The 25,524-nt window shown below is 66.0% G+C and carries 23 protein-coding genes; 11 read left to right on the top strand and 12 right to left on the bottom strand.

The features are described from left to right. Positions 1-78: 78 nt before the first annotated feature. Complete coding sequence (locus tag N2602_RS30030; protein ID WP_260380325.1) at positions 79-735, bottom strand: DsbA family protein; 657 nt, start codon at positions 733-735, stop codon at positions 79-81. A gap of 127 nt (positions 736-862) precedes the next feature. Further along, entirely contained in the window at positions 863-1,360 is a 498-nt protein-coding gene (locus N2602_RS30025; RefSeq protein WP_260380324.1) for a DUF721 domain-containing protein, read from the bottom strand. 174 nt (positions 1,361-1,534) lie between these two features. Between N2602_RS30025 and mutY the strand changes: the two genes are divergently transcribed. Together mutY and N2602_RS30015 are read left to right on the top strand one after the other, a co-directional pair. Continuing rightward, entirely contained in the window at positions 1,535-2,635 is a 1,101-nt protein-coding gene (mutY, locus tag N2602_RS30020; protein WP_260380323.1) for an A/G-specific adenine glycosylase, read from the top strand. 65 nt (positions 2,636-2,700) lie between these two features. Then, positions 2,701-3,123: a PaaI family thioesterase gene (locus N2602_RS30015; protein WP_260380322.1), complete on the top strand. Its 423-nt coding sequence runs from the start codon at positions 2,701-2,703 to the stop codon at positions 3,121-3,123. A 205-nt stretch (positions 3,124-3,328) separates the two neighbouring features. On the opposite strand, the gene N2602_RS30010 is transcribed toward N2602_RS30015, so the two are convergent. Further along, positions 3,329-4,606 (bottom strand): flavin-dependent oxidoreductase, encoded by a 1,278-nt coding sequence (locus N2602_RS30010; RefSeq protein WP_260380321.1) that lies wholly within the window; start codon positions 4,604-4,606, stop codon positions 3,329-3,331. 126 nt (positions 4,607-4,732) lie between these two features. On the opposite strand from N2602_RS30010, the gene N2602_RS30005 reads away from it, so the two are divergent. Further along, positions 4,733-5,353 carry a glutathione S-transferase family protein gene (locus tag N2602_RS30005; RefSeq protein WP_260380320.1) on the top strand — a complete coding sequence of 207 codons (621 nt, stop codon included), beginning with the start codon at positions 4,733-4,735 and terminating at the stop codon, positions 5,351-5,353. A 111-nt stretch (positions 5,354-5,464) separates the two neighbouring features. Here N2602_RS30005 and N2602_RS30000 read toward each other — a convergent pair whose 3' ends face one another. After that, positions 5,465-6,388: a LysR family transcriptional regulator gene (locus N2602_RS30000; protein WP_260380319.1), complete on the bottom strand. Its 924-nt coding sequence runs from the start codon at positions 6,386-6,388 to the stop codon at positions 5,465-5,467. A 92-nt stretch (positions 6,389-6,480) separates the two neighbouring features. Between N2602_RS30000 and N2602_RS29995 the strand changes: the two genes are divergently transcribed. Together N2602_RS29995 and N2602_RS29990 are read left to right on the top strand one after the other, a co-directional pair. Continuing rightward, the gene (locus tag N2602_RS29995; protein ID WP_260380318.1) at positions 6,481-6,924 is read left to right on the top strand and encodes a nuclear transport factor 2 family protein; all 444 of its coding nucleotides are present in this window, start codon (positions 6,481-6,483) and stop codon (positions 6,922-6,924) included. Between the two features lie 285 nt (positions 6,925-7,209). Then, positions 7,210-9,219: a methyl-accepting chemotaxis protein gene (locus N2602_RS29990; protein WP_260380317.1), complete on the top strand. Its 2,010-nt coding sequence runs from the start codon at positions 7,210-7,212 to the stop codon at positions 9,217-9,219. A gap of 59 nt (positions 9,220-9,278) precedes the next feature. Here the strand turns inward: N2602_RS29990 and N2602_RS29985 are convergent, their stop codons facing one another. From N2602_RS29985 to N2602_RS29975, 3 genes are all read right to left on the bottom strand, one after another. After that, positions 9,279-9,959, bottom strand: coding sequence for a glutathione S-transferase family protein (locus N2602_RS29985; RefSeq protein WP_260380316.1), 681 nt, complete (start codon positions 9,957-9,959; stop codon positions 9,279-9,281). A 126-nt stretch (positions 9,960-10,085) separates the two neighbouring features. Then, a complete protein-coding gene (locus N2602_RS29980; protein WP_260380315.1) occupies positions 10,086-10,412 on the bottom strand; it encodes a hypothetical protein in 327 nt (108 codons plus the stop codon). A 102-nt stretch (positions 10,413-10,514) separates the two neighbouring features. Continuing rightward, on the bottom strand, positions 10,515-11,645 hold the full coding sequence (locus tag N2602_RS29975; RefSeq protein WP_260380314.1) for a site-specific DNA-methyltransferase: 1,131 nt from the start codon (positions 11,643-11,645) through the stop codon (positions 10,515-10,517). Between the two features lie 418 nt (positions 11,646-12,063). Here N2602_RS29975 and N2602_RS29970 point away from each other — a divergent pair, with 418 nt between their 5' ends. Both N2602_RS29970 and moaB read left to right on the top strand, forming a co-directional pair. Further along, entirely contained in the window at positions 12,064-13,002 is a 939-nt protein-coding gene (locus N2602_RS29970; protein WP_260380313.1) for a neutral zinc metallopeptidase, read from the top strand. A gap of 152 nt (positions 13,003-13,154) precedes the next feature. After that, the gene (gene moaB / locus N2602_RS29965) at positions 13,155-13,718 is read left to right on the top strand and encodes a molybdenum cofactor biosynthesis protein B (RefSeq protein WP_260380312.1); all 564 of its coding nucleotides are present in this window, start codon (positions 13,155-13,157) and stop codon (positions 13,716-13,718) included. Between the two features lie 197 nt (positions 13,719-13,915). Here moaB and N2602_RS29960 read toward each other — a convergent pair whose 3' ends face one another. Together N2602_RS29960 and N2602_RS29955 are read right to left on the bottom strand one after the other, a co-directional pair. Further along, positions 13,916-14,875: a helix-turn-helix domain-containing GNAT family N-acetyltransferase gene (locus N2602_RS29960; RefSeq protein ID WP_260380311.1), complete on the bottom strand. Its 960-nt coding sequence runs from the start codon at positions 14,873-14,875 to the stop codon at positions 13,916-13,918. Positions 14,876-14,938: 63 nt separating this feature from the next. Further along, positions 14,939-15,514 (bottom strand): glycosyl transferase, encoded by a 576-nt coding sequence (locus N2602_RS29955; RefSeq protein WP_172787523.1) that lies wholly within the window; start codon positions 15,512-15,514, stop codon positions 14,939-14,941. Between the two features lie 320 nt (positions 15,515-15,834). Between N2602_RS29955 and N2602_RS29950 the strand changes: the two genes are divergently transcribed. Then, the gene (locus N2602_RS29950) at positions 15,835-16,674 is read left to right on the top strand and encodes an RMD1 family protein (RefSeq protein ID WP_172787522.1); all 840 of its coding nucleotides are present in this window, start codon (positions 15,835-15,837) and stop codon (positions 16,672-16,674) included. A gap of 301 nt (positions 16,675-16,975) precedes the next feature. Here the strand turns inward: N2602_RS29950 and N2602_RS29945 are convergent, their stop codons facing one another. Continuing rightward, positions 16,976-18,157 carry an acetate/propionate family kinase gene (locus tag N2602_RS29945; protein ID WP_260380310.1) on the bottom strand — a complete coding sequence of 394 codons (1,182 nt, stop codon included), beginning with the start codon at positions 18,155-18,157 and terminating at the stop codon, positions 16,976-16,978. Positions 18,158-18,159: 2 nt separating this feature from the next. After that, the gene (locus N2602_RS29940) at positions 18,160-20,574 is read right to left on the bottom strand and encodes a phosphoketolase (RefSeq protein WP_260380309.1); all 2,415 of its coding nucleotides are present in this window, start codon (positions 20,572-20,574) and stop codon (positions 18,160-18,162) included. Positions 20,575-20,784: 210 nt separating this feature from the next. Here N2602_RS29940 and N2602_RS29935 point away from each other — a divergent pair, with 210 nt between their 5' ends. The 3 genes from N2602_RS29935 (at position 20,785) to N2602_RS29925 (ending at position 24,584) form a co-directional block, all read left to right on the top strand. After that, a complete protein-coding gene (locus N2602_RS29935; protein WP_260380308.1) occupies positions 20,785-21,948 on the top strand; it encodes a PA0069 family radical SAM protein in 1,164 nt (387 codons plus the stop codon). Between the two features lie 93 nt (positions 21,949-22,041). Beyond that, positions 22,042-22,917: a ribonuclease HII gene (locus N2602_RS29930; RefSeq protein ID WP_260380307.1), complete on the top strand. Its 876-nt coding sequence runs from the start codon at positions 22,042-22,044 to the stop codon at positions 22,915-22,917. Positions 22,918-23,075: 158 nt separating this feature from the next. Next, positions 23,076-24,584: a glycosyltransferase family 39 protein gene (locus tag N2602_RS29925; protein WP_260380306.1), complete on the top strand. Its 1,509-nt coding sequence runs from the start codon at positions 23,076-23,078 to the stop codon at positions 24,582-24,584. A 123-nt stretch (positions 24,585-24,707) separates the two neighbouring features. On the opposite strand, the gene N2602_RS29920 is transcribed toward N2602_RS29925, so the two are convergent. After that, the gene (locus N2602_RS29920; protein WP_260380305.1) at positions 24,708-25,517 is read right to left on the bottom strand and encodes a uracil-DNA glycosylase family protein; all 810 of its coding nucleotides are present in this window, start codon (positions 25,515-25,517) and stop codon (positions 24,708-24,710) included. Between the last annotated feature and the right edge of the window lie 7 nt (positions 25,518-25,524).

Here is a 25,524-nt window from a genome sequence, read left to right as displayed (position 1 = left end):
GAAAGCCGCTTTTCCCAAGGGATTTATGCCGGGAAAGATACGGCTTTCGAGATGCGAATCAGGATCTTGACGAGCGAATCAGCTCTTCAGAAGCGGGTTGATCTTCTTGGCGAACTCCTCGAACGAGGCTTCGCCCTTGATCTTCTCGCCGTTGATGAAGAAGGTCGGCGTCGAGTCCACCTTGAGCACGTCGCTGGCGTATTTCTGGTCGGCGGCGATCTTGTCGAGCAGCGCCTGATCCTTCAGACAGGCTTCGACCTGCTGCTGGGTAAGGCCGGCCTGCTTGCCGATCCGCGTCAAGGTCTCGGTGGTGTTCTTCGTCACCCAGTCGTTCTGCTGGCGAAACAGCATGTCGGTGACCGCGAAGTATTTCGGCGCGTCGTCCTTGGCGATGCAGCGCGACAGCATCGAGCCGGCGGCGGCTTTGATGTCGAGCGGGAACTCGCGGAAGATGTAACGCACCTTGCCGGTGTCGATGTATTCCGTCTTGATCTTCGGGAACACCTGCTCGTTGAAGGCGGCGCAGTGAGGGCAAGTCATCGAGGCGTATTCGGTAATGGTGACTGCGGCGTCCTTCGGGCCGAGCGCCATGTCGGGCAGCGACACCGGCTTGGCCACATCAGCGGCCGACTGCGCCATCGCGTCCGAGATGAACCGCAGCGGCGAGAGCCCGGCGAACGCGGCAAGCCCGGTCAGCGACAGCATCGTGGTGAAGGCGCGGCGGGTGATGATCAAGGTCGGCTCCCGGGATTGGCAAGGTTCGCCCGAGGTTCCGGCTCGGACGGCCTGTCGCTAGCTTGAAACGTCGTTTGAGGCAATGGCGGGCGCTGCGGACAGGTCCAGTTTGGCCGCGGAATGAGGCTCAATTTCGCTTGATGGCGGCCCCGAGGCGAGCCAGCGCCGTCTTCAGTTCTTCATCTTCGATGTCGGTCAGGGTCTCCGCCACCTTGGCGACGGCCTTGGGGTCCGGCGGGCCGGGCCGCTTCCGGGCCTGCGGCCGCGACAGCGGCGCCTGGCGGAAGGCGAGCTTGCCGACCGCGCTCCAGCCGAAGAAGCGGTTGACCCGCTCCAGGATCACGTCGGCCGAGTGCTGGATTTCCAGCGCCATCGGCCCCTCGACCCGCAGCACCAGCGTTGCCGGCTCCTGCGGCTGCCCCTCCACCGGCCGCGGCCATTGCATCTTGAGCGGCTCGGCATGGGCCGCGATCTCGGGACCTGCAATCTGCGCCCACCGCGTCACCAGCTCGCGCGCCGCAAAGCCCTGCTTGGCATAGGCCTCGGCGAAGACGTCGTCGAGCAGGATCCCGAGCGGTTTTGCGCTGATGGGGCCGGGCTTGAAGATGGGACCGGATTTGGACATGGGGCCTTATAGCACTTTGGACGTCGGGCCACAGACCCCCCGAGGCCCGTCATGGCCGGGCTTGTCCTGGCTTGTCCCGGCCATCCACGTTCTTGCTGCGAAGAAAGACGTGGATGCCCGCGACCAGCGCGGGCATGACGTGGAGAGGCCAGTGCATTGCCGTTACAGTGAGGAATGAGCCCCAGATCCGTACGCAAGCCGAAGTCGGAACCTTCTCAGCCGGAGACCTCATCGCGCCCGCTCGCGCTCCTGCAATGGTACGACCGTCACCGCCGCCGTCTGCCCTGGCGCGCCGCGCCGGGCGAGGCGTCCGATCCCTACCGCGTGTGGCTGTCCGAGATCATGCTCCAGCAGACCACGGTGAAGGCGGTCGGCCCCTATTTCGAAAAGTTCGTCGCGCGCTGGCCAGACGTCACCGCGCTGGGACGCGCCTCGCAGGACGACGTGCTGCGGATGTGGGCCGGGCTCGGCTATTATTCGCGCGCACGCAACCTCCATGCCTGCGCGATCGCCGTGACGCGCGAGCATGGCGGCGTGTTTCCGGATACCGAGGAGGGGCTGCGCGCGCTGCCGGGGATCGGGCCCTATACGGCGGCGGCAATCGCGGCAATCGCGTTCGACCGCCGCACCATGCCGGTCGACGGCAATATCGAGCGGGTGGTGTCGCGTCTGTTCGCCGTCGAGGAGGAGCTGCCGCAAGCCAAGCCGCTCATCCAGCAACTCGCCGCGACGCTGCTGGCGGATGCTCGCGCCGGCGACAGTGCACAGGCGCTGATGGATCTCGGCGCCTCGATCTGCACGCCGAAGAAGCCGGCCTGCTCGCTGTGTCCGTTGAACGAGGACTGCACGGCGCGCGCGCAAGGCACCCAGGAGACGTTCCCACGCAAGGCGCCGAAGAAGAGCGGGACGCTCAGGCGCGGCGCCGCTTTCGTGGTCACGCGCGGCGACGAGCTGCTCGTCCGCTCGCGGCCCGAAAAGGGCCTGCTCGGCGGCATGACGGAGGTGCCGGGCTCGGACTGGCTCGCCGGCCAGGACGATGCGATGGCGAAGCAGCAGGCGCCGGAGCTGAAGGGATTGTCACGCTGGCAGCGCAAGGTGGGCGTCGTCACCCATGTCTTCACGCATTTCCCGCTCGAGTTGGTGGTCTACACCGCGAAGGCGGAAGCCCGCACCCGCGCCCCTGAGGGCATGCGCTGGGTGCCGATCGCAACGTTAGCGGGCGAAGCGCTGCCGAACGTGATGCGCAAGGTCATCGCGCATGGTTTGGGTCTCTAGGATCCATCCTGCTGACAGCAGGCTGTCAGCAGCCTTGCGCTAACAGGGGGCAAAGGAGATCTCGCATGGTCAAGACCGCGCTCGATAACTTCCGTAGGCCCCCATGTGCCGAGCTGCTCGGCTGGCGCCTGCTCGATGCGCGTCCCGAGGAGGGCTGGATCAAGCTCGCCTTCGAGGGCAAGCCGGAATTCTGCAACCCCGCGGGCTTCATCCAGGGCGGCATGCTCTCGGCCATGCTCGACGACACCATGGGTCCGGCGGTGCTGGTGATGAGCGAGGGCCGGCTCTACACCACCACCATCAGCATGACCGTGAATTTTCTCAGCCCCGCAAAGCCCGGCCCGATCATCGGCGAAGCCAGGGTGACGCAGCTCGGCAAGACCATCGCCTTCGTCGAAGCCAAGCTGATGGCAGAGGACGGCACCGTGCTGGCGACGGCCAGCGCCAGCGAGCGCCTGCTGGAGGCGGCGAGGATGGTCGGTAAATAGATTCTCCGCGGGAGCCTCTTCCCTTCTCCCCTTGCGGGAGAAGGTGGCGCGAAGCGCCGGATGAGGGGTATCTCTCAGCGAATTCAAATGCGAGTTGGACTCGCGGAAACAACCCCTCACCCGAGTGAGTCTGCGTTGACCAGCGCCGCGGCCCTCTCCCGCAAGGGGAGAGGGCGCATCAACGTGCATCTCGCTCTTTGGAGTATCATGCCTTCAGGCGTGCGTCTTTGCTCACGATCGGCGGCTTCGCATTCAGCGCCTCGACCTGGAAGCCCGCGACGCGCTTGTAGTTGGCGGCGATGTCCTCCAGCTCCTGCTGCGACAAGACGTCGGTGACCACGTTGTAGCCATCAGGCGCACGCTCCTCGACCAGCTGCATCACCTGCTCGGGGCCGTTCTTGCGGTTGAGCAGGACGAGGTCGGTCGTCGCGGGACGCCGCTCGGCTTCATAGGCGAGCAGTGCCGCCTGCGTCGGGCCATGCGCCAGGATTTCGCGGGTGATGACGCGCGCGTCGAGGATCGCCTGCGAGGCGCCGTTCGAGCCGATCGGGTACATCGGATGCGCGGCATCGCCCATCAGCGTGACCTTGCCGAAGGTCCATTGCGACACCGGATCGCGGTCCACCAGCGGATATTCATAGGCGTGCGGGCAGTTCCTGATCAGGGCGGGCACGTCGAGCCAGTCGAACGTCCAGCTTTCGAACCAGGGCAGGAACTCTTCCAGCCGCGCGGTGCGGTTGTAGTCCTCGCGCCGCCACTGATAGGTCGGCGGCATGTGCCGCTCGGCGACCCAGTTGATGAGGTGGTTGCCCGCCGCATCCGGTTCTTTCGAGATCGGATAGCAGACGAATTTCAGGATTTCGTGGCCGGCCATGATCATGGTGCGGCCCGTCAGGAAGGCCTTTGCCGGCGTGACGCCGCGCCAGAGGATGCGGCCGTTCCAGATCGGCGGGCCTTCGTTCGGATAGAGCTTTTCGCGCGCGGCGGAATGGAAGCCATCGGCGGCGATCAGGATTGCGCCTTCGTAAGTGCCGGCGGCCTTGCCGGTCGCCCTGTCGACGAAGTCGGCGCGCACGCCGCCCGCCGTCTCGCTCCAGCCGGTCAGATGATGGCTGGTGAGAATGTTGTCACGGCCGAGCCGCTCGACTGCGGTGTCGAGCAGGATCTGCTGGAGCGTGCCGCGATGGATCGAGAATTGCGGCCATTTGTAACCGGCCTCGAGGCCGCGCGGCTCGCTCCAGATCGGCTTGCCGTGCTTGGAGAAATAGGCGAGCTCGCGCGTCCGCACGCCGCTGGCGTCCAGCTTGTCCAGCAGGCCGAGCTCGATCAGCTCGCGCACCGCATGCGGCAGCACATTGATGCCGACGCCGAGCGGCTTCAGTTCCGCGACGCTCTCGAACACTTTCACGGGAACGCCGATTTGATGCAGGCTGAGCGCAAGCGTGAGCCCGCCGATGCCGCCACCGGCGATGAGTACGGTCATGACAAGTCCCCCTCCGATTGACGGCGTCTTCGCACAGCCGGGCGGCCGTGGGCAACTGCGAACAGGCCGCCTATGGACGGCGCGGCGGTGGACCGTTAACCTCTGGTTTTCCCCATGAGGTCCGACATGCTCAAGCTCTACTACGCCACCGGCACCTGCGCGCTCGCCACCTACATCACCCTGGAAGAGGCCGGCGCCGACTACACCGCCGAACGGCTGAGCTTCAAGGACAACCAGCAGAACAGCCCGGACTATCTCGCCATCAACCCGAAGGGCCGGGTGCCGGCGCTGGTCACCGACCGCGGCGTGCTGACCGAGACGCCGGCCATGCTGGCCTATCTCGCGCAAACCTTCCCCAAGGCGAAGCTCGCGCCGCTCGACGATCCCTTCGACTTCGCGCAGGTGCAGTCGTTCAACTCCTATCTCTGCTCGACCGTTCACATCAACCACGCCCACAAGATGCGCGGCGCGCGCTGGGCGACGGAGGAGAGCTCGTTCGCCGACATGAAGGCGATGGTGCCGAAGACCATGGCCGCCTGCTTCAAGCTGATCGAGCAGAAGATGTTTCGAGGCCCCTGGGTGATGGGCGATCAATACACGGTCTGCGATCCCTATCTCTACACGCTCTCGACCTGGCTCGAAGGCGACAGCGTCGACATCAATGCGACGCCGAGGATCGCCGATCACTTCAAGCGCATGTCCGACCGCCCCGCGGTGAGCAAGGTGATGGCGGCGCAGAAGGCGTAGGAACGCGCGGCTGTCGTAGCTCTTGTAGGGTGGGCAAAGGCGCAGAGCGCCGTGCCCACCATCTTTCCAAGATTGCAACAGAAGTGGTGGGCACGCTCCGCTTTGCCCACCCTACGGGAGCTTCCGCCTGGCTTGCTCCAGCTCCCGTCCCGTCTCCAGCATCAGCCGCCGCAGCCAGATCGAGCCGGGGTCCATCTGCGCGCGCGTCGGGTGGAACATGAACTGCTCGTCGATCCCGGGATCGAGCGGCGGCGTCACCGCGACGACGCCGAGCTGCTGCGACAGCGCGGCGATCAGCCGGCGCGGCACGAAGGCGACGAGATCGGTGCGCGCGGCGACGTGCAAGGCTTCGAGATAGCCTGACACCACCAGCGAAACGTGCCGCTCGATGCCCTTGGCTCGCAGCCAAGTGTCGATCAGGTCCTCCTGTTGGCCGCGGATGATGACGCCGACATGGCGCGCGGCGAGGAAGGTCTCGCGCCGCTTCAGCTTCGCGGCCAGGGGGTGGCCGCGCCGGACCGCAAGCGCATCGCTGTCGGTATAGAGCAATTGCCGGTGAAAGCCCTTGAAGGCATTGCCGATCGAGATCACGAGGTCGATGGTGCGGGCGAACTCGGCGTGGAAAATTGCCGGTCCCCGCCACGGCACCACGTCGATGCGGACGTTGGGGGCAAGGCGCGTGACTTTCGCCATCAACGGCGGCATCAACAGCTCGACCGCGAGATCCGGCATCATCAGACGGAATTGCCGCTCGCTGCGCGCGGCATCGAAGTCATCAGGCACGAACAATCCGCGCACCTGGTCGAGCGCCTGCGCCAGCGGTGCGCGCAGGGCCTGGGCCCGGGGCGTCAGCTCCATTCGTGCGCCCGTGCGCACCAGCAGCGGATCACCGAAGATGTCGCGCAGGCGCTGCAATGCGTGGCTCGTCGCCGGCTGGGACAGGCCGATCCTCATGGCCGCGCGGCTGACATTGGCCTCGCGCAGCAATGCGTCGAGCGCGCTCAAGAGGTTGAGGTCGAGCGAATGCAAATTCATGAGGTGAATAGATATCATATTTCATATCGATTTGAAGAATGCCGTCGGCCCGGCGATGATCTCCGCGTTGTCACCACGAGGAGAATGCCGCCATGAACGCGAGCGCCAACAAGAAACTGCTGCAGGATATCTTTGCCGCGGCCGCCAATCCCGATCCCGCCGCGCGCGACCGCGCCCTGTTCACCGCAAGTCTCGCCGACGACGCCAAATGGGTCGTGACCGGGCAATATTCCTGGTCGCGCACCTTTGCCGGCAAGGAGGCGATCCTCAAAGATCTGCACGGCTATGTCCGCACGCGCCTGCGCGACCGCACGCGCACGGTCGCGCATCGCTTCATCGCCGATGGCGACATCGTCGTCGTGGAAGCCAAGGGCGACAACGTCACGCCCGAGGGTGTGCGATACGACAACGACTATTGCTTGGTGTTTCGCCTGGAGGACGGCAAGATCAAGGAGATCCGCGAGTACTGCGACTCGGTCCTGACCGAGAAGGCGCTCGGCCCGTTTCCGCAAGCTCCCGCGAGGGCAGCGAGCTGAACGGCTTGAGCACGATCTGGTCTGCCGGCTGGGCCATGCATCGCTCTGCATGGCCCGGCGCATTCGCATGCGGCTTTGCATAGCTGCCGACAAAATCAGCAGATTTGCTGCGGGCCGAGACCGCGCGCGCGAGGAATTTGAAGGTTCAATTAAGAAGTGTCCTCCATTGTGTCGCGGTGCAGCGTAGGCCGCCAGTGGCGCGGCGTGCGGCTGTCGGAGTGGCCGTGACAATCGCCGGAGTTGTTCGGTCCCTCGAATTCACATGCATCTGGGTGGACAGTGGGAATGCCGAAATTTCGTTTGCGGATCAGGGGACGCCTGTACGCAGGCTTCATGGCCCTGGTGGCGGTCGGTCTCGTGATGGCGGTGGTTGCCGTCTGGAATTTGCGGGACGTGCAGGATCAGGTCGCAAGACAATCCGCCCTCTCGGACAGCACGGCGCGGGTGCTGGAAATATCGGCCCATCTGCAGGCGATTCAGCGGGCCAATTTGCGCTACGTCTACGACGCCAACGAATCCGCAATGAAGGAGGCCCAGGAGCGGGAGACCGCGGCAACCGAGCTGCTGCGGGTCGGCGCGCAGGGGACGCTGTCGGAGGAGCGGCGCGCGCTCTACAACGGCCTGATCGACGACATCGCCAAAATGCGACGCCTGCGTGACAATCTCGGCGACGCCGTCAACGAGACGAGAACGGGCAAGGCGACGCTGCTGCCGAGCGGGGAGGAGCTGGCCACGAAGACGGGCAAGCTCGTCGACGTGGCGCGCGCCGCCGTCGATGAAGATACCGCTTCCCTCGTCGCCGATCTCGAATCCCGCATCCTGCTCGTGCGGATCGCAAACTGGCGTTTTCTGGCGCTGCGCGATACCCAGGGACCTGCGACCTTCAGGGCGAGCGTCGACAGGGCCGCGCAACGGCTCGCGGCGCTCGAAAAGAGCCCGCAGGCGGCGGAGCTGCGAGCTGCGCTCGCGCCGGTGAAGACTTCGCTCGGGCTCTACAAGTCGGCGTTCGAGGCGACGTCGGCGGCGATGCTTCAGGCCGACGAGATCTACCACAAGAACCTCGCGCCCCTCATCGTCGACAGCATCGGCAAGCTCAAGACCGCGGAAACGACCTTGAAGAAGGACTATCGGGACTCGCGGAACAATGCCGAAGCCGTGCTTGCGGGAACGACGACGGTTCAGGAGATCGCAGGCATCCTCGCCATCCTGTTCGGCGGCATCGTCGCCGTCCTGATCGCACGCAGCATCGTCGGTCCGCTGACCTCGATGACGCAGGCGATGGGGCGGCTTGCCGGCGGCAATCTCGAGGTCGAGATTCCCGGCCGCGGCAAGGCCGACGAGATCGGCGACATGGCCAAGGCGATCCAGGTGTTCAAGGACAACATGATCGAGACCGAGCGCATGCGCGCCGAGCAGGCTGCGCTCGAGGCGCGGCAGGCCGAGAGCCGCAAGGAAGACATGGCCAGGCTCGCCGATCAGTTCGAGCAGGCGGTCGGCGAGATCGTCAACACGGTGTCGTCGGCATCGAGCGAGCTCGAAGCCTCCGCGGGCACGTTGACGACGACCGCCGCGCGGGCCCAGGACCTCTCGACGGAGGTCGCCAGCGCCTCGCAGGAGGCCTCGGCCAATGTGCAGGCGGTCGCCTCGGCGACCGAGGAGCTTTCCTCCTCGGTCTCCGAGATCGCCCGCCAGGTGCAGGAATCCGCCCGCATCGCCACCGAGGCTGTCGGTCAGGCGAGCCGGACCAACGAGCGCGTCGGCGCCCTCTCCAAGGCCGCCGCGCGGATCGGTGACGTCGTCGAGCTGATCAGCACCATCGCCGGCCAGACCAACCTCTTGGCACTGAACGCCACGATCGAGGCGGCGCGTGCGGGCGAAGCAGGTCGCGGCTTTGCGGTGGTCGCGACCGAGGTCAAGGCGCTCGCCGAGCAGACGGCCAAGGCCACCGGCGAGATCGCCCAGCAGGTCTCCGGCATCCAGGCCGCGACCGAGGAGTCGGTCGGCTCGATCAGGGAGATCAGCGGCACCATCGAGCGGCTGTCGGAGATCTCGTCGACGGTCGCCGCGGCCGTGGAGCAGCAGGGCGCGGCGACGCAGGAGATCTCCCGCAACGTCCAGCAGGCGGCCCAGGGCACGCAGCTCGTCTCGTCCAACATCGGCGACGTGCAGCGCGGCGCCTCCGAGACCGGCTCGGCCTCCTCGCAGGTGCTGTCGGCGGCGCGTTCGCTCTCGGCCGACAGCAACCGGCTGAAGCAGGAAGTCGCCAAGTTCCTGAGCTCGGTCCACGCCGCCTGACGTCTCGAACGCAAAAGGCCACGGCGCATGCGCGTGGCCTCGAGAGCGGCGCGGCGCGATCAGGCCACCTTGGTCGTCATGTGCCTGAACATGTTGGCGCGCGCTTCGTCGTCCATCTCGGCCTTGAACGTGAACTTGTCCTTCAGGGCGATGGCGCGCGCCGCCGCCGGGCGCGCCGAGATCTCGTCGAACAGCCGCTTCACGTTCGGGTATCGCGCAAAGGCGTCGTCGCCGAGCTTGAACGGCACCATCCGCGCCCAGCCCCACAGCGCCATGTCGACGATCGAATAGCTGTCGCCGACCATGTAGCGGCGGCCTTCGAGGTGGCTGTCGAGAACCTTGTAGTGGCGGTCGGTCTCGTACTGATAGCGGTTGTGGGCGTAGTCGTGGTTCTGGTCCTTCGGTGCAAAATGCTTGAAGTGCACGGCCTGACCGGAAAAGGGCCCGACGCCGCTCGCGATGAACATCAGCCACGACAGCAATTCGGCGCGGTTGGAGGGGAGGAATTTGCCGGTCTTCTCGGCGAGATAGAGCAGGATGGCGTTCGAATCGAACACGATGGTGCCGCCATCGTCGATCGCCGGCACCTTGCCGTTCGGATTGATCTTGAGGAATTCCGGCGTGAACTGCTCGCCCTTGCGGGTGTCGATCTTCACCGGCTCGAAAGGCAGGCCGGATTCTTCGAGATAGAGCGCGACCTTGGTCGGGTTCGGTGATCCATTGAAATAGAACTTGAGCATCAAGCATCTCCCCGGTGTCTATGGGCGCGCGCGGACGCGGCGTCGTTGGGCGAGCCTGTCTTGCCTGAACCTCGTCGGAGAGAGCAACCGGCGAGTTTGCCGGGCGGTGTCTGCGCGGTACGCAGATCAGGCGGCGTAACAGAGGCCGATTGCCGCCGCGATGACCATGGCCGCGCCCACGGCCTCCAGCCGCAGGCCGAGCCGGGCGGCGAGATGCATGTCGGAGGCCCGCGCCGCGCGCTCCGAACCGCGCGAATAGCCGTGAACGATGACGTCTTGGTTGAAAGTATCGTGGGCCTCGTTGCTGCTGGCGAGCCCGACGCAGATCACGAGCACGCCGAACAGCGCCAGGCCGAAAAACCCGAGAAGCGCGATCAGGAACATGGGAAACATGCCGATCAGGAAGATCGGCAGCAGCGGCACCAGCAGCAATGTCTCGGACTGTCGTCGCATGGCGAGCCGGCCCGTCAGAACGTTTGGACAGGGTGATCCTAGTCCCGAATGAGCACGTCCTTGATCAACACTCCGTCATTCCGGGCGCGCGACGGCGGAAAACTACTCCGCCGCCATGCCGGCGCGGATCTCGGCGCGGAGCTCGTCGATCAGCTTGAGGCCCTTCTTGGTCTCGACGTGCCAGAAGGTCCAGCCGTTGCAGGCCTGCGCGCCTTGCGCGACCGCGCCGATGCGGTGGATCGAGCCGACCTTGTCGCCGAGCATGATGGCGCCGTCGGCGCGCACCAGCGCTCCTAGCTTCTTCTTGGCGTCGAACAGCTTGGTGCCGGGCATGATCATGCCGCGCTCGATCAACTCGGAGAACGCAACGCGCGGTGCCTCGCGCGCGGTCATGAATGGGGCAAGGCTCTCTTCCGGCAGCGGCTCGACCTTGGCGATCCGCGCCTCGGCGGCCTTGGCGTAGGTCTTGTCGCGCTCGAAGCCGATATAGGAGCGGCCGAGTCGCTTGGCGACCGCACCGGTGGTGCCGGTGCCGTTGAAGGGATCGATCACGAGATCGCCGGGCTTGGACGAGGACAGCAGCACGCGCGCCAGCAGGCCCTCCGGCTTCTGCGTCGGATGCACTTTCTTGCCGTCGGCGCCCTTGAGGCGCTCGTCGCCGGTGCAGAGCGGAATCAGCCAGTCGGACCGCGCCTGCACGTCCTCGTTGGCGGCCTTCAACGCCTCGTAATTGAACGTGTAGCCCTTGGCCTTCTCGTCACGCGCGGCCCAGATCATGGTTTCGTGCGCGTTGGTGAAGCGGCGGCCGCGGAAATTCGGCATCGGGTTGGTCTTGCGCCAGACGATGTCGTTCAGCAGCCAGAAGCCGAGGTCCTGCATGATGGCGCCGACGCGGAAGATGTTGTGATAGGAGCCGATCACCCAGATCGTTGCCGACGGCTTCATGGCGCGGCGTGCGGCGAGCAGCCAGGCGCGGGTGAAGTCGTCATAGGCGGAGAATGAATCGAACTTGTCCCAGTCGTCGTTGACGGCATCGACATGGGATTCGTCGGGGCGCTTGAGATCGCCCTTGAGCTGCAGATTGTAGGGGGGGTCGGCAAACACCAGATCGACACTGGCTGCCTCGAGCTTCGACATCTCGGCGACGCAATCGCCGAGGATGATGCGATGCGAAGGGGACTCAAAATTTGTGCGGGGCGCCCTTGCAGACGCCCCGCGACGCGACTCTACCATGACTCAAGAACTCTGACTCAGGCGACGCTGTCGGCGACGCGGGACCAAACAACCGACTGACCGTTACATTGAAGGGGCAAAGTAAAAATCGACTTAACCCACCGCTTTCGTGAGCAGTCCTCGCATCATCCTTCGTGCAGGAGTTGTCGTGTGCGTTCGCCTTGTTTTACAGTGTATTTCGCGCTCGCGCGGCTCGCGGGATCGATCGTGGCGGCAAAAAGGCCGTAAATTTCTCTCGGAAAAAACTGCTCGGCCCTCGGAAAAATTTGCTGGCGTCGACAGGCTGTCGCACTAGGCAATTTTTGCCGGCCACGATATTGATAAAAGCAACGGAAATTTTACGTATGTGGCGCGTTGAGCTTTCGCGTTTCCGTGCGCCGTCGAAACCTAAATCAGGGACCCCAGAGGAAAGGCCGCCATGCGCTACGATGACTTCCGCCGCAGCGACGACATCGAGGATCGTCGCGACGAAGGTGGCGGCTTTGGCGGCGGGGGAGGCGGGTTCGGCCTGCCGATGGGCGGCGGCGGGCTCGGCATCGGCACCATCATCATCCTCGGCCTGGTCGGCTACGCCTTCGGCATCGATCCCCGCATCCTGATCGGCGGCGCCGAGATCCTCACCGGCGGCGGCCATGCGCCGAGCTACCAGACCGATCGCCAGGCCTCCTCCGGCAAGCGCGGCGCGCCGACCGACGAGATGGGCAGCATGATCTCCGGCATCCTCGGCGAGATCGACGATCGCTGGACCGAGATCTTCCAGGCCAGCGGCCAGACCTATACCGGTCCGAAGATCGTGCTGTTCCGCAACGCCACCAATGGCGGGCGCTGCGGCATGGCGCAGTCGGCGATGGGGCCGTTCTATTGTCCGCCCGACCGGACCATCTTCCTCGACACCGGCTTCTTCCGCGAGGTCGAGACGCGCTTCCGCGGCTGCTCCGGCAAGTCGGCGTGCAATTTCACCACGGCCTACATCATCGCGCATGAAGCCGGCCATCACATCCAGAACCTGCTCGGCATCATTCCGCGCGTGACGCGGCTGCAGCAGCAGGTCGGCTCGAAGGCCGAGGCCAATGCGCTCCAGGTCAAGGTGGAGTTGCAGGCCGACTGCCTGTCCGGCGTCTGGGTCAACCGCGAGGCGAAGAAGCGTCCGAACTTCCTCGAGCCCGGCGACATCGAGGCCGCGCTGAGCACGGCGAGCGCGATCGGCGACGACACGCTGCAGCGCCAGGCCACCGGCCGCGTCGTGCCCGACTCCTTCACCCACGGCTCGGCGGCGCAACGCAAGCAATGGTTCATGACCGGCTACCAGCAGGGCACGGTCCAGGCCTGCAACACGTTCGGCGCCGGAGGGTTGTAGGCGAGGACTTGCCCCGGACGCTGCGCAGCACGAAGTGATGCGCTGCAGAGCCGGGGCCCACATTGCCGGTCTCCCAAGCCTCCGAAATGGGTCCCGGCTCTGCGACGCACCGCTGACGCGCTGCATCGCGTCCGGGACACGAAAGACGCAACATGGCCTCCATCGACGAATCCAAACAATTCATGCCGCTCAACATCGCGGTGCTCACGGTGTCCGACACGCGCGCGCTGGCGGATGACAAGTCGGGCCAGACCCTCGCCGACCGTCTCACCGCCGCGGGCCATCATCTCGCCGCGCGCGAGATCGTTACCGACGATGTCGAGGCGATCCGCGCCGTGATCCGCCGCTGGATTGCCGATAGCGGCATCGACGTCGTCATCACGACCGGCGGCACCGGCTTCACCGGACGCGACGTCACGCCGGAGGCGATCGAGCCGCTGTTCGAGAAGCGGATGGACGGTTTCTCGATCGCGTTCCACCTGCTGAGCCACGCCAAGATCGGGACCTCGACGATCCAGAGCCGCGCCACCGCAGGTGTGGCGGGCGCGACCTACATCTTCTGCCTGCCGGGCTCGCCCGGCGCCTGCCGCGACGGCTGGGACGGCATCCTGGCAGCCCAGCTCGACTACCGCACGCGCCCCTGCAACTTCGTCGAGATCATGCCGCGGCTGGACGAGCATCTGCGCAGGCCGAAGGCGCAGGGCGCGACGGTGTGATTGCGGACGATGATGCTTATTCCCTTCTCCCCTTGCGGGAGAAGGTGGCGCGAAGCGCCGGATGAGGGGTATCTATCCGCTTGCACTGATGCTCGCGGAGACATACCCCTCACCCAAGCGAGTGTGTGTCCGCCACCGGAGATGCCCTCTCCCGCAAGGGAGAGGGCGCAGCAATGCGCATCGCGCCCGCACCGAGATCAGAGATTCAGCTCCCACGTCTCTCCGACCAGGTCGGCACCAAAGCTGCGATGCGGCTCGGTCGCGACCAGCTTGAATCCCGTACTCTTGTAGATCCCGCGTGCGGCAACGAGGATGCTCTGCGTCCACAGCGTCATCTTGCTGTAGCCGCGTTCGCGGGCGCCCTGGATGCATTGCTCGACCAGTGCGCGGCCGACACCGAGGCCCCGTGCTTTCTTCTCCACCTGCAACAGGCGGAGCTTTGCGATCTCGTCCGTGGCCTTGACCAGGAACACCGAGCCGACCGGCTCGCCGCCGACCTCCGCGATCCAGCAGTGCTCGCGCGCGGCGTCGTAATTCCTGATGAACTGCGCGCAGATCTCGGCGACCAGCGCCTCGTAGCTGATGTCCCAGTTGTAGTCCGCGGCGTAGGCGGCAGCCTGGCGGGAGACGACCCAGCCCATGTCGCCGACGCGATGGCTGCGCAGCATGAAGGACGCGGGCTGGCTTCGGCGTTGCTCCAGCACGGCCTCAATGGTCGCCATGGCCTGTGTGAGCCGCGTGGCATCGCCGGGCGAGAGCTGAGCCAGCATCGCGGCGACCTCGTTTTGCGAGCTCAGGTTCAGCTTGGCGAAGGCCTGCCGGCCCTTGGCGGTGAGGCTGAGCTGGTGTTGCCTGCGGTCCGCGGGCAGGGGCTTTCGCGTGATCAGCCCCTTTTCGTCGAAGCTCTGGACGATGCGGCTGAGATAGCCGGGATCGAGACCGAGCTCGCTGCCGATCTCTTTTGCCGCAAGGTCGTCGCGATGGGCGAGTTCGTAGAGCACCCGCGCCTCGCTGAGCGAGAACGGGCTCTTGCCGAGGTGCTGGTCGAGCACACCGAGCTTGCGGGTGTAGAAGCGGTTGAAGGCGCGGACCGCCGCGACATGGTCGCCCGTGACCTGTTCGGCCACGGCGCTTGACGGCGAAGCTTTCGATAGCATGGGATCACCTCGATATTTGCCATTGTCAATTAATTATTTGACGTTGGCAAGTATCTCGGCGCTTCAGCCGACCATGACGATCCGGCTGCGCAGCATGGTCCGGGACGACCGGCCAAGCCGCCGGAGCAGCCGCGCCTCGGAATGACGGGCGTGGGGCGGGTAGCCGCCGATCCGGTCGTAATGATCACGCGCAATCAAAAGTCCCTGATCGCCCAGCGGACCGACGAGCTTTCGCGCCACGGCCCAGAGGACGTCGCGCAACGCGGTATTTCCGTAAGGCGAGCGCGCATAGCGGAACACCGCCGCACGATCCCGGCCACTGGTGGCGACGGCCTGGATGAACTGGGTGGTCTCCTCGATCCAGCCGGTTTCCAGCACGGCACCGGCAGGCAGGAACATCAGCCATGGCGACCGGGCCTGGAGCGCGCCGGCGGCGAGCGCAGCGCCTTGCGAATGACCCTCGAAGCCGATGAAACGGCAGCCTGCGACGTCGGCAACGCGCTCGATGACGCCGTTACGCGTGCCGTCGACCAGAAGCACTTCCCGGATCACGCCGGCGGCCGCGCCGGGGACCAGCGCGGCGAGGGTTGCGACCGCCGTCTGCTCGACGCCTTCGGTCGGAATGATGACGCTCAGCATGATTGAGACTTCGGTGTCTGCACTTCGGGAGAAGCGTAGTTTTGCAATGATGTTGTCATAGACCCGTCGCGCTGCCGAGTGCAACTTTCGGACGGCGCTTCGGCGTGCGATGGTAAACTGCGGCCAGTTCTAGCAGTCAAATGTGTCCGGCGCGGGCTGGCAATATTGCCGAATGTTTCGGCACGAGCTGATCCTGACGGTATTAACCCGGAGCTTCACGGCGGCATTCGCCGCGCGGGCCGTCGGTTTCCTCGGACGAGGCGGCAGCTTGGGGGAAGGTCGAACGAAATGCGTGATCTCGGTGCCGGGAGAGACCTTGTATGAACGCCGATCAACTCGCCGTTAACGCGGCGCCGACGTCGCCGAAGCAGGAGGCCGCGCCGACCTTGCGGATCCGGGCGCTGATGCTGGGCGAGCGCATCAATGCATCTAGCCTCGAGATCGGCACGCTGGTGTCCTCGACGCCGGCCGCCTTCCGCGTCCATGCCGGCCTTGCCGTGATCTTTCGCTACGGCGTCGTCGTGCTGATCGGGCTGTTGCCGTCGGAGGAGAAGGTCCTCGTCGATAACCTGAAATCCCGCGTGACCGGAGAGCTCAGCCCGTACGAGGAGGAGATCGCGCAGGCGCAGCTCTGCAACGAGGAAGCCGCCGAGACGATCCAGCCGGGCGGGCCGATCTGCCTCGCCAAATTCTCCGACGACCGGCTGCTGCTGGTCGCGGATGCGCTTGCCAAGAGCACGTCGCTGGCACGCGACGAGCGCCGCGTCGCCGCCGTGTTCGACGTCATCGAGCCGTTTGCACGGGAGCTCGCCGAGCACGGCCGCACGCCGCGCCGGCGCAAGGGCATTCTGCAATTGATCGGCAACGCGCTGCTGGTGCAGCAGCGCGTCGCCGGCCGCGTCGCGGTGGCGGAGAAGCCCGACGTGCTCTGGGAGAAACCCGAGCTCGACCGGCTCTATTCCCGTCTCGAGGACGAGTACGAATTGAAGGAGCGCCTCGACACGCTCGAGCGCAAGCTCGCCGCGGTGTCGGAGACCGCCAACGCATTGACCGACATCATCGATACCCAGCGCTCGCTGCGCCTGGAGATTGCCGTCGTGGTGTTGATCGTGATCGAGGTCGCGATCGGGTGTTTTCAGATTTGGTCGGGGACGCACTGAGAGCGGGAATCTATTGCAGGCATGGTAGGACAGTACGATTGATCTGCGCGGCCGCCGCATTCTTCGTCATTGCGAGCGAAGCGAAGCAATCCAGAATCCCGCCGCAGAACCAGTCTGGATTGCTTCGCTTCGCTCGCAATGACGGCTTGGCGGATATCATCCGCTAGCCGGATGAGCGATCATCGTCTGCAGCACCGCAGAATCGTAGGGTGGGCAAAGGCGCGCTTGCGCCGTGCCCACCACCGGTCCGTGGGCACGCTTCGCTTTGCCCACCCTACGACACTCCCTTTTCGGCTGGAGCTCACATCGCTCGCAGCACCGCTGCGCAATGCCGAGCGATCATTAGTTCCTCGTTCGTCGGAATGACGAATACGTCGACAGTACTATCGGCGCCACTGATCTGCTCGCATGCTGTTTCGTTCGCCGCTGCGTCGATTCGTATGCCGAACCACCCAAGCCGCTCACCGATCGCGCTGCGGATCTCCTTTGCATGCTCGCCGATGCCGCCGGTGAAGATCAGGCAGTCCAGGCCGTCGAGCGTGGTCGCCATCATCGCGACCTGTTGCGCGGCACGGAAGGTGAAGAGATCGACGGCCTCATGCGCCGCAGCCTCGTGGCTTGCCAGCAGCGTGCGCATGTCCGCAGAGATGCCGGAGACGCCGATGAGCCCGGACTCGTGATAGAGCAGGTGCTGGACCTCTGCGACCGGCATGTTCTCGTGCTGTTGCAGATAGAGCAGCACGCCCGGATCGATCGCACCGCAACGCGTGCCCATCACGAGGCCGTCGAGCGGCGTGAGCCCCATCGTGGTGTCGATGCTGCGGCCATCGCGCAAGGCGCAGAGGCTGGCGCCATTGCCGAGATGTGCGATGACGGCGCGTTTTGCGACGAACTCCGGCGCGATCTCGGCCAGGCGTCCCGCGACATATTCGAACGAGAGGCCGTGAAAGCCGTAGCGCCGGACCCCACGCGCCTCGAATTGCCGGGGAATGGCGAAGCGGCTCGCCGGCGGTGCGAGGCCGTGGTGGAAGGCGGTGTCGAAACACGCGATCTGCGTCAGCCGGGGCCGGATCGCCGCGAGCGTGCGCACCGGCGCGAGGCAGCGCGGCTGGTGCAGCGGCGCGAGCGGCGTCAAGGCCTCCAGCTTCGCTATGATGTCGTCGGTCAGGACCACCGGGCCTGAATGATCCGGCCCGCCGTGAACGATGCGATGGCCGACGGCCCGCAGGCTGCGTCCACCGAACCGGTCCTCGATGAAGGCGAGCACGTCGGCGAACAGATGGCCGCCGGCTGCCTCCGGCGTCTCCTTCCTCGTCTCGAACAGGTCTTCGCCCGTGGGGCCCTTCACCACCAACCGGGGTTTGGCTTCGTGCTCGTCCAGCAGGCCCTTGCAGAGCAGGGCAGGCTCGGCCACCGCGACATCGAACAGGCCGAACTTGATGCTCGACGATCCCGAGTTGAGAACGAGGACCGCGTCCGTCATCGCTAGTCGCCGGCCTCGGTCGGCGTGTTGCCGCCGGCGCTGTTTTGCCAGACCCAGTCGCGGATCTCAGGCATGTCCTCGCCATGCTCGCGGACATAACGGGAATGTTCGATCAGCCTGTCGCGGAATTGCTGCTTCACCTGCGCGGCCTTCGTCGCCAGTCCCGGCACGCGTTCGATGGCCTCGATCGCGAGATGGTAGCGGTCGAGCTCGTTGAGCACGACCATGTCGAAGGGCGTCGTCGTGGTGCCCTCCTCGGCAAAGCCGCGCACATGCATGCCGGCATGGTTGGTGCGGTTATAGGTCAGCCGGTGAATGAGATAGGGATAGCCGTGATAGGCAAAGATCACAGGCTTGTCGCGCGTGAACAGGCTGTCGAAGTCGCGATCGGACAGGCCGTGCGGATGCTGCTCGCGCGGCTGCAGCGTCATGAGGTCGACGACGTTGACGACGCGGATTCTCAAATCCGGCAGCGCCTTGCGCAACAGGTCGACGGCGGCGAGCGTCTCCAGCGTCGGCACGTCGCCGGCGCAGGCCATCACCACGTCGGGCTCGCCCTTTCCGTCCTCCGTTCCCGCCCAGGTCCAGATGCCGATGCCGGCAGCGCAATGCGTCGCGGCGTCCTGCATCGAGAGCCATTGCGGCGCCGGCTGCTTGCCGGCGACGATCACGTTGATGCGGTTGTAGGTGCGCAAGGCATGATCGGCGATCCACAACAGCGTATTGGCGTCCGGCGGAAAGTAGATGCGGACGATGTCCGCCTTCTTGTTGGCGACGAGATCGACGAAACCGGGGTCCTGATGGCTGAAGCCGTTATGGTCCTGGCGCCAGACATGCGAGGTCAGAAGATAATTGAGCGAGGCGATCGGACGCCGCCACGGCAGCTCCCGCGTCACCTTCAGCCATTTGGCATGCTGGCTGAACATGGAATCCACGATGTGGATGAAGGCCTCGTAGCAGGAGAAGAAGCCGTGCCGTCCCGTGAGCAGGTAGCCCTCCAGCCAGCCCTGGCAGAGATGCTCGCTCAGCACCTCCATCACGCGGCCGTCCTGCGCGAGGTGCACGTCGTAAGGCTCGGTCGGCTCCATCCAGACGCGTTCGGTGGCTTCGAACACGGCGTCGAGCCGGTTCGATGCCGTCTCGTCCGGGCCCATGATGCGGAAGTTTCGATGCTGGGCGTTGAGGCGAACGACGTCGCGCAGGAATTTGCCGAGCTCGCGCGTCGCTTCCGCCACGACCTCGCCGGGTTGCGGCACCTCGATCGCGAAGCTGCGGAAGTCCGGCAGCTTCAGCTCCTTCTTCAACACGCCGCCATTGGCATGTGGATTGGCGCCCATCCGCCTGGTGCCTTCCGGCGCGAGCGCCTTTAGCTCGGCAATGAGCGTGCCGCCTTCGTCGAACAGTTTTTCCGGCTCGTAGCTGCGCATCCAGTCTTCGAGCACCTTGAGATGCGCCGGGTTCTCGCGGCAGCCTGCGACCGGCACCTGATGGGCGCGCCAAAAACCCTCGACCTTCTTGCCGTCGACCTCCTTCGGGCCGGTCCAGCCCTTCGGGCTGCGCAGCACGATCATCGGCCAGCGCGGCCGCTCGACGCGCGTGCGGCCGTCGCGGGCATGTCGCTGGATCGAGCGGATGCTGGCGAATGCGACGTCCAGCGCATCGGCCATGGCCCGGTGCATCAATTTCGGATCGTCGCCGCTGACGAACAGCGGCTCGTGGCCGAACCCGCGGAAGAGGTCGCGGATCTCCGCGTCTTGCATGCGTCCGAGCACGGTGGGGTTGGCGATCTTGTAGCCGTTGAGATGCAGGATCGGCAGCACTGCGCCGTCATGGGCGGGGTTCAGGAACTTGTTGGAGTGCCAGGACGCAGCGAGCGGCCCGGTTTCGGCCTCGCCGTCGCCGACCACGCAGGCGACGATCAAGTCCGGGTTGTCGAATGCCGCGCCATAGGCGTGCACAAGCGCGTAGCCGAGCTCGCCCCCTTCGTGGATGGAGCCCGGCGTTTCCGGCGCGGCGTGGCTCGGGATGCCGCCGGGGAAGGAGAACTGTCTGAACAGCTTGCGCAATCCGTCCGCATCGCGCGCGATGCCAGGATAGATCTCGCTGTAGCTGCCTTCGAGATAGGTGTTGGCGACCATGCCCGGGCCGCCATGGCCGGGACCGCAGACATAGATCACGCTGACATCGAGCGCGCGGATGACGCGGTTGAGATGGGCATAGATGAAGTTCAGGCCCGGCGTCGTGCCCCAATGTCCGAGCAGACGCGGCTTGATGTGCTCGGGCCGCAGCGGCTCGCGCAGCAGCGGATTGTCGAGCAGGTAGATTTGCCCGACCGAGAGGTAGTTGGCGGCGCGCCAATAGCGATCGAGCAGATCGAGGTCGCTGCTCGCTTCGGCCGTTTTTTGTTGGATTGTCATGTTCCTGCCGACCTTCACTTCGCGATCGTCACCAACCCGGTTCCGCGGTGATCGATCCGTCGGGCATGAAACGGGATGGCCGTGACGGCCGTGTTGCGTGAGGTCAAAGGCGGACGCGCGAAGTTTGGGCAGCTCTACTGTGCATGGGGTTGTTTTCACGATTTTTGTTTGTGTTCTTGATTTGTTCCTGTGTCGTGCTATCTTGGCTGCATGAGTCCAGCATCCTCTCATGCTCTCAAGCACCCGCCGGTCACGGCGCCCTCCGAGCCGGCGGGTGCGCCTTCGGATTTCCCTGAACTCGGCGTCGCCATCGACCGCGCGCGAAGGCGAGGGCGGGGCGCACAATCCAACGCCAGCGGCCGCTTCGAGGCCGAGGCGCGCGTCGCCTTCGATGACGGTTGGCAGAGCCTGGACGAGCTGCCGCCGTTCAAGACCACGGTCGCCATCGACACCTCGCGCAAGGTGATCACCCGTAACGATTCCCCCGACATCGGCTTCGACCGATCGATCAATCCGTATCGCGGCTGCGAGCACGGCTGCGTCTATTGCTTCGCGCGGCCGACCCACGCCTATCTCGGCCTGTCGCCCGGGCTCGACTTCGAGTCGAAGCTGTTCGCCAAGCCCGATGCGCCTTTGCTGCTCGAGAAAGAGCTTGCGGCCCCCGGCTACGAGCCGCGGATGATCGCGATCGGCACCAACACCGATCCCTACCAGCCGATCGAGCGCGAGCGCAAAATCATGCGCGGCATTCTGGAAGTGCTGGAGGGCGCCGGGCATCCCGTCGGCATCGTCACCAAGTCGGCGCTGGTGCTCCGCGACATCGACATTCTCCAGCGGATGGCCAAGCGCAACCTCGCCAAGGTCGCGATCTCGGTCACCTCGCTCGATCCGAAGCTGGCGCGCACCATGGAGCCGCGGGCCTCGACTCCGCCGAAGCGGCTGGAGGCGCTCAAGCAGCTCTCGGAGGCCGGCATCCCCACCACGGTGATGGTCGCGCCGGTGATTCCCGCACTGAACGATTCCGAGATCGAGCGCATCCTCGATGCCGCCGCCCATGCCGGAGTCAAGGAAGCCGCCTATGTGCTGCTGCGGCTGCCGCTGGAGGTGCGCGATCTCTTCCGCGAATGGCTGATGGCGAACTATCCGGACCGCTATCGCCACGTCTTCACCCTGATCCGCGACATGCGGGGCGGACGCGACTACGACGCCAAATGGGGCGAACGGATGAAGGGCACGGGACCGATGGCCTGGACCATCGGCCGCCGCTTCGAGATCGCCTGCGACAGGCTCGGCCTCAACAAGCGGCGCTCCAAGCTGACGACGGACCACTTTGCGCGGCCGAAGCGGAACGGCGATCAGCTCAGCCTGTTCTGATTGGCGGTGGGCGTAGGGCGGCCGGCCTGAATAACGGGAATATCCTGGGTTCCCGGTTGCGCTGGCGAAGCCCCCTGGCGCACGATCCCGGCCATGATTCGGGACAAGTCCGCCAAAACCCCAGCCAAAGACGCGCCAAAGAAGCAGGCCGCGACCAAGGTTGCGCCTGACAAGGCGGCGAAAGCGCCTGTGGCCAAGACGTCTGCGGCCAATGCTGCGAAGGTTGCCGCCGCCGGCAAGAAAGGCATCATCGCCGTCGCTCCCCCCAGCTTCCGCCGCGAGCGCGCGCTGATCAAGCGCGGCGTCTGGCCGGTCGCGGGCTGCGACGAGGCCGGCCGCGGCCCGCTGGCAGGTCCGGTGGTGGCCGCCGCGGTGATTCTCGACCCCGACCGCATTCCGCGCGGCATCGACGATTCCAAGCGCCTGACCGCCGAGGAGCGCGAAAAGCTGTTCGACAAGATCTGCGCCACCGCGCAGGTCTCGGTCGCCGTCGCGTCGCGGGGGCGAATCGACCGCGACAACATCCTGCGCGCCTCGCTGTGGGCGCTGAAGCGTGCCGTGGTGGCCCTGCCCGAGGCGCCCAGGCACGTCTTCGTCGACGGCCGCGACCGGCTCGATACTGCATGCGATTGCGAGGCGGTGATCGGCGGCGACGGTATCGTGCTGTCGATCGCCGCGGCGTCCATCGTCGCCAAGGTCACCCGTGACCGGCTGATGTGCGCGCTGGCGCAGGACTGCCCCGGCTACGGCTTCGAGCAGCACAAGGGCTACGCCGTCCCCGAGCATCTCGACGCGCTCGATCGCCTCGGCCCCTCCATCCACCACCGCAGCTTCTTCGCCCCCGTTGCCGCCGCCCGCGCCAAGCACATGCCCTGGACCGTCGAGCCGGTGCAGGACCTGTTCTCGGTGACCGAGGTCGAGGTGCACGTCGAGGCGAGCGTCGAGATCGACGCCTCCGTAAATCTCTAGCTGATCTCCGACGGCATCCGCGCGTCATGGCCGCGCAGGCGGGACAAGCCCGGGCATGACGATCCGCGGCGGTTGCCACAACCCGTGACGCCCTTTATCAAAACAGAGGTGAGCGAATAGGGCCGGCTGGACGGGTTGGCTGCACCTTCGGACGTTGTATGCGGTTTACCTCCCTGGTCATCGAGCTCATTCGCGCCCGGCCGCGGCTGATCGTGTGGATCGCCGTGCTGCTGCAGGCCGCCATGTGGCTGTTCGTGGCGCTGGTGTTCTACCGCAGCCCGCCCGGCACCCTCGCGGCCCTCTTGGCCTTCGGCAGGGAATACCAGGTCGGCACTGATCTCGGCCCGCCGCTGCCAATCTGGCTCGCCGACATCGCCTATCGCGCCGCCGGCGGCCACATGTTCGGTGTTTACGTACTCGCCGAGCTCTGCGAGATCGCGACATTCATCGCGCTCTATCATCTCTCCCGCGCCGTGGTCGGCTCGCAGCAGGCGGTGCTCGCCGTGCTCCTGACCATGACGGTGCTGGCGTTCTCCTCCTCGGCGCTGGACTTCGGCCCGCTGATCCTGGCGCGGCCGCTCTGGGCGCTCTTGCTGCTGCACTCCTGGCAGATCATCGGCCAGCGCCGCGGCAATGCCTGGTTCGCCTGGTCGATCGAAGCCGGCCTCCTGCTGCTGACGACGCCCGCCGCGATCTTCCTGCTGCTGCTGATCGTCGTCTTCGCGGTCTCGACCGCCGGCGGTCGCCGGACGCTGCGCGGGCTCGATCCGCTGTTCGCGCTGATCGTGGTCGCCGTGCTGGCGCTGCCCTATGCGGTCTGGCTGATGCGCGCCGAGACGCTGACGCTGCCGGCCTTGCCGCAACTCGCCGAGCTCAACGTCCGCGCGCTGCATGCGGCCTGGCTGTTCGGCGGGCTGGTGATCGGGGCGGCCGCGATTCCGGCGCTGACCTTTCTCAACACCGGGGTGGTCGCCGGCACGGGCGAGGAGCCGCCGATCATCTACCGCCCGCCGGTCGAGCCGCTCGCGCGCAACTTCGTCTATTTCTTCGCGTTCGCTCTGCCGCTCGGTGCGGTGCTGATCTCCGGCCTGCTGGGGCTCGAGTCCGTGGTCGGCGGCCCCGGCGTCGTGCTGATCATGTCGGGGCTTGCCGTGGTCGTCGCGGCCGGCGATCTCATCGCGATGCGTCGCGCGCGGATGCTGCGTATGGTCTGGGCCGCCGCCGTCGCCGCGCCCGCCGCCGGCGTCGTGCTCGCCATCCTGTTCCTGCCCTGGACGGGCGCCAACGAAATTGCGACCTCGATGCCGGCGCGCGCGATCTCTGATTTCTTCGACGAGAGCTTCGCCCGCCGCACCAACCATCGCCTGCGGGCCGTCGCCGGCGAGACCCAGCTCGCCAGCCTGATCGCGCTGCATTCCGGCCGGCCGCATCTGTTCATCGACGCCGACCCCGCGCGTACGCCGTGGATGAACCCGACCAAGTTCAGCGAGACCGGCGGCGTCGTGGTCTGGCGCGCCTCCGACACCGCCGGCACCCCGCCGCCGGAGATCCTCAAGCGCTTCCCCGGCATCGTGCCGGAAGTGCCGCGCGCCTTCGAATGGCTGGTGACCGGCCGCCAGCAGCTCCTGCGCATCGGCTGGGCCATCGTGCGGCCGAAGGGGACGTGACGCCCGCGTATGCTCTCTCCGTCGTCATTGCGAGCGTAGCGAAGCAATCCAGAATCTTTCCGCAGAGGGATTCTGGATTGCTTCGTCGCTTCGCTCCTCGCAATGACGGAAGGGACCGGCCCCTCACGCCCCCGCCAGTGCCTTCGCGATCGATCGCAGGTCCTGCCAGGCCAGCCGCTTGTAGGCCGGCGAGCGCAAGAGATAGGCCGGGTGGAACGTCGGCAGCGCGCGGATCACCCGCTGGCCGGTGTCGTAGTCGAACCAGCGCCCGCGCGTCCGCATGATGCCTTCGCGCGTTCCCAGCAACGTCTGCGTCGAGGGATTGCCGAGCGTCACCAGCACGTCGGGGTTCACCAACTCGATCTGGCGCTGGATGAAGGGCAGGCAGATTTGCGTCTCCTGCGGCGTCGGCGTGCGGTTGCCGGGCGGCCGCCAGGGAATGACGTTGGCGATGTAGGCGGTGGTGCGGTTGAGGCCGATGGCTCCGATCATCAGATCGAGCAGCTTGCCGCTGCGCCCGACGAAGGGCAGTCCCTCGATGTCCTCGTCGCGGCCGGGCGCCTCGCCGACGAACATGATGCGCGCCTGCGGGTTGCCGTCGGCGAACACCAGCCGCGTCGCCGTGTGCTTCAACGCGCAGCCCTCGAAACTCTGCATCAGCTCGCGCAGCGCCTCCAGGGTCGGCGCGGTGCGGGCGGCCTCGCGTGCCGAGGCGATGGCGACCTCCGGTGCAGGCGCAGCTTCCCCGCGCATGACCGCGGGCGCAGCGACCGGGCGCGGCGCCTCGGCTTGCGGGGCCGCGCGCGGACTGGGTGGCGGCGTATCGATTTCCGCCAGGCGGTCTATCGGCTCCTCCGCAAGCGCGCAGTCGACACCGGCCTCCAGATAGAAGGCGAGCAGCTCTCGGACGGTGGGTGCGGGTTCGGGGATCATGGGAAAG

The organism is Bradyrhizobium sp. NC92, from assembly GCF_025200865.1.
Taxonomy (GTDB): Bacteria; Pseudomonadota; Alphaproteobacteria; order Rhizobiales; family Xanthobacteraceae; genus Bradyrhizobium.
The sequence above is the reverse complement of the archived record's forward strand: the minus strand, read 5'-3'. Positions and strand labels throughout refer to the sequence as shown.

Excerpts from the sequence above, each read along its gene's own strand:
- mutY (WP_260380323.1), top strand. The coding sequence starts at position 1,535 with ATGAGCCCCAGATCCGTACGCAAGCCGAAGTCGGAACCTTCTCAGCCG.
- N2602_RS29925 (WP_260380306.1), top strand. The coding sequence starts at position 23,076 with ATGCGGTTTACCTCCCTGGTCATCGAGCTCATTCGCGCCCGGCCGCGG.
- N2602_RS30010 (WP_260380321.1), bottom strand. The coding sequence starts at position 4,606 with ATGACCGTACTCATCGCCGGTGGCGGCATCGGCGGGCTCACGCTTGCG.
- N2602_RS29975 (WP_260380314.1), bottom strand. The coding sequence starts at position 11,645 with ATGGTAGAGTCGCGTCGCGGGGCGTCTGCAAGGGCGCCCCGCACAAAT.
- N2602_RS30015 (WP_260380322.1), top strand. The coding sequence starts at position 2,701 with ATGGTCAAGACCGCGCTCGATAACTTCCGTAGGCCCCCATGTGCCGAG.
- moaB (WP_260380312.1), top strand. The coding sequence starts at position 13,155 with ATGGCCTCCATCGACGAATCCAAACAATTCATGCCGCTCAACATCGCG.
- N2602_RS29935 (WP_260380308.1), top strand. The coding sequence starts at position 20,785 with ATGAGTCCAGCATCCTCTCATGCTCTCAAGCACCCGCCGGTCACGGCG.
- N2602_RS29970 (WP_260380313.1), top strand. The coding sequence starts at position 12,064 with ATGCGCTACGATGACTTCCGCCGCAGCGACGACATCGAGGATCGTCGC.
- N2602_RS29980 (WP_260380315.1), bottom strand. The coding sequence starts at position 10,412 with ATGCGACGACAGTCCGAGACATTGCTGCTGGTGCCGCTGCTGCCGATC.
- N2602_RS29920 (WP_260380305.1), bottom strand. The coding sequence starts at position 25,517 with ATGATCCCCGAACCCGCACCCACCGTCCGAGAGCTGCTCGCCTTCTAT.
- N2602_RS29955 (WP_172787523.1), bottom strand. The coding sequence starts at position 15,514 with ATGCTGAGCGTCATCATTCCGACCGAAGGCGTCGAGCAGACGGCGGTC.
- N2602_RS30000 (WP_260380319.1), bottom strand. The coding sequence starts at position 6,388 with ATGAATTTGCATTCGCTCGACCTCAACCTCTTGAGCGCGCTCGACGCA.
- N2602_RS29940 (WP_260380309.1), bottom strand. The coding sequence starts at position 20,574 with ATGACAATCCAACAAAAAACGGCCGAAGCGAGCAGCGACCTCGATCTG.
- N2602_RS29960 (WP_260380311.1), bottom strand. The coding sequence starts at position 14,875 with ATGCTATCGAAAGCTTCGCCGTCAAGCGCCGTGGCCGAACAGGTCACG.
- N2602_RS30025 (WP_260380324.1), bottom strand. The coding sequence starts at position 1,360 with ATGTCCAAATCCGGTCCCATCTTCAAGCCCGGCCCCATCAGCGCAAAA.
- N2602_RS29990 (WP_260380317.1), top strand. The coding sequence starts at position 7,210 with ATGCCGAAATTTCGTTTGCGGATCAGGGGACGCCTGTACGCAGGCTTC.
- N2602_RS29930 (WP_260380307.1), top strand. The coding sequence starts at position 22,042 with ATGATTCGGGACAAGTCCGCCAAAACCCCAGCCAAAGACGCGCCAAAG.
- N2602_RS29985 (WP_260380316.1), bottom strand. The coding sequence starts at position 9,959 with ATGCTCAAGTTCTATTTCAATGGATCACCGAACCCGACCAAGGTCGCG.
- N2602_RS29995 (WP_260380318.1), top strand. The coding sequence starts at position 6,481 with ATGAACGCGAGCGCCAACAAGAAACTGCTGCAGGATATCTTTGCCGCG.
- N2602_RS29945 (WP_260380310.1), bottom strand. The coding sequence starts at position 18,157 with ATGACGGACGCGGTCCTCGTTCTCAACTCGGGATCGTCGAGCATCAAG.
- N2602_RS30005 (WP_260380320.1), top strand. The coding sequence starts at position 4,733 with ATGCTCAAGCTCTACTACGCCACCGGCACCTGCGCGCTCGCCACCTAC.
- N2602_RS29950 (WP_172787522.1), top strand. The coding sequence starts at position 15,835 with ATGAACGCCGATCAACTCGCCGTTAACGCGGCGCCGACGTCGCCGAAG.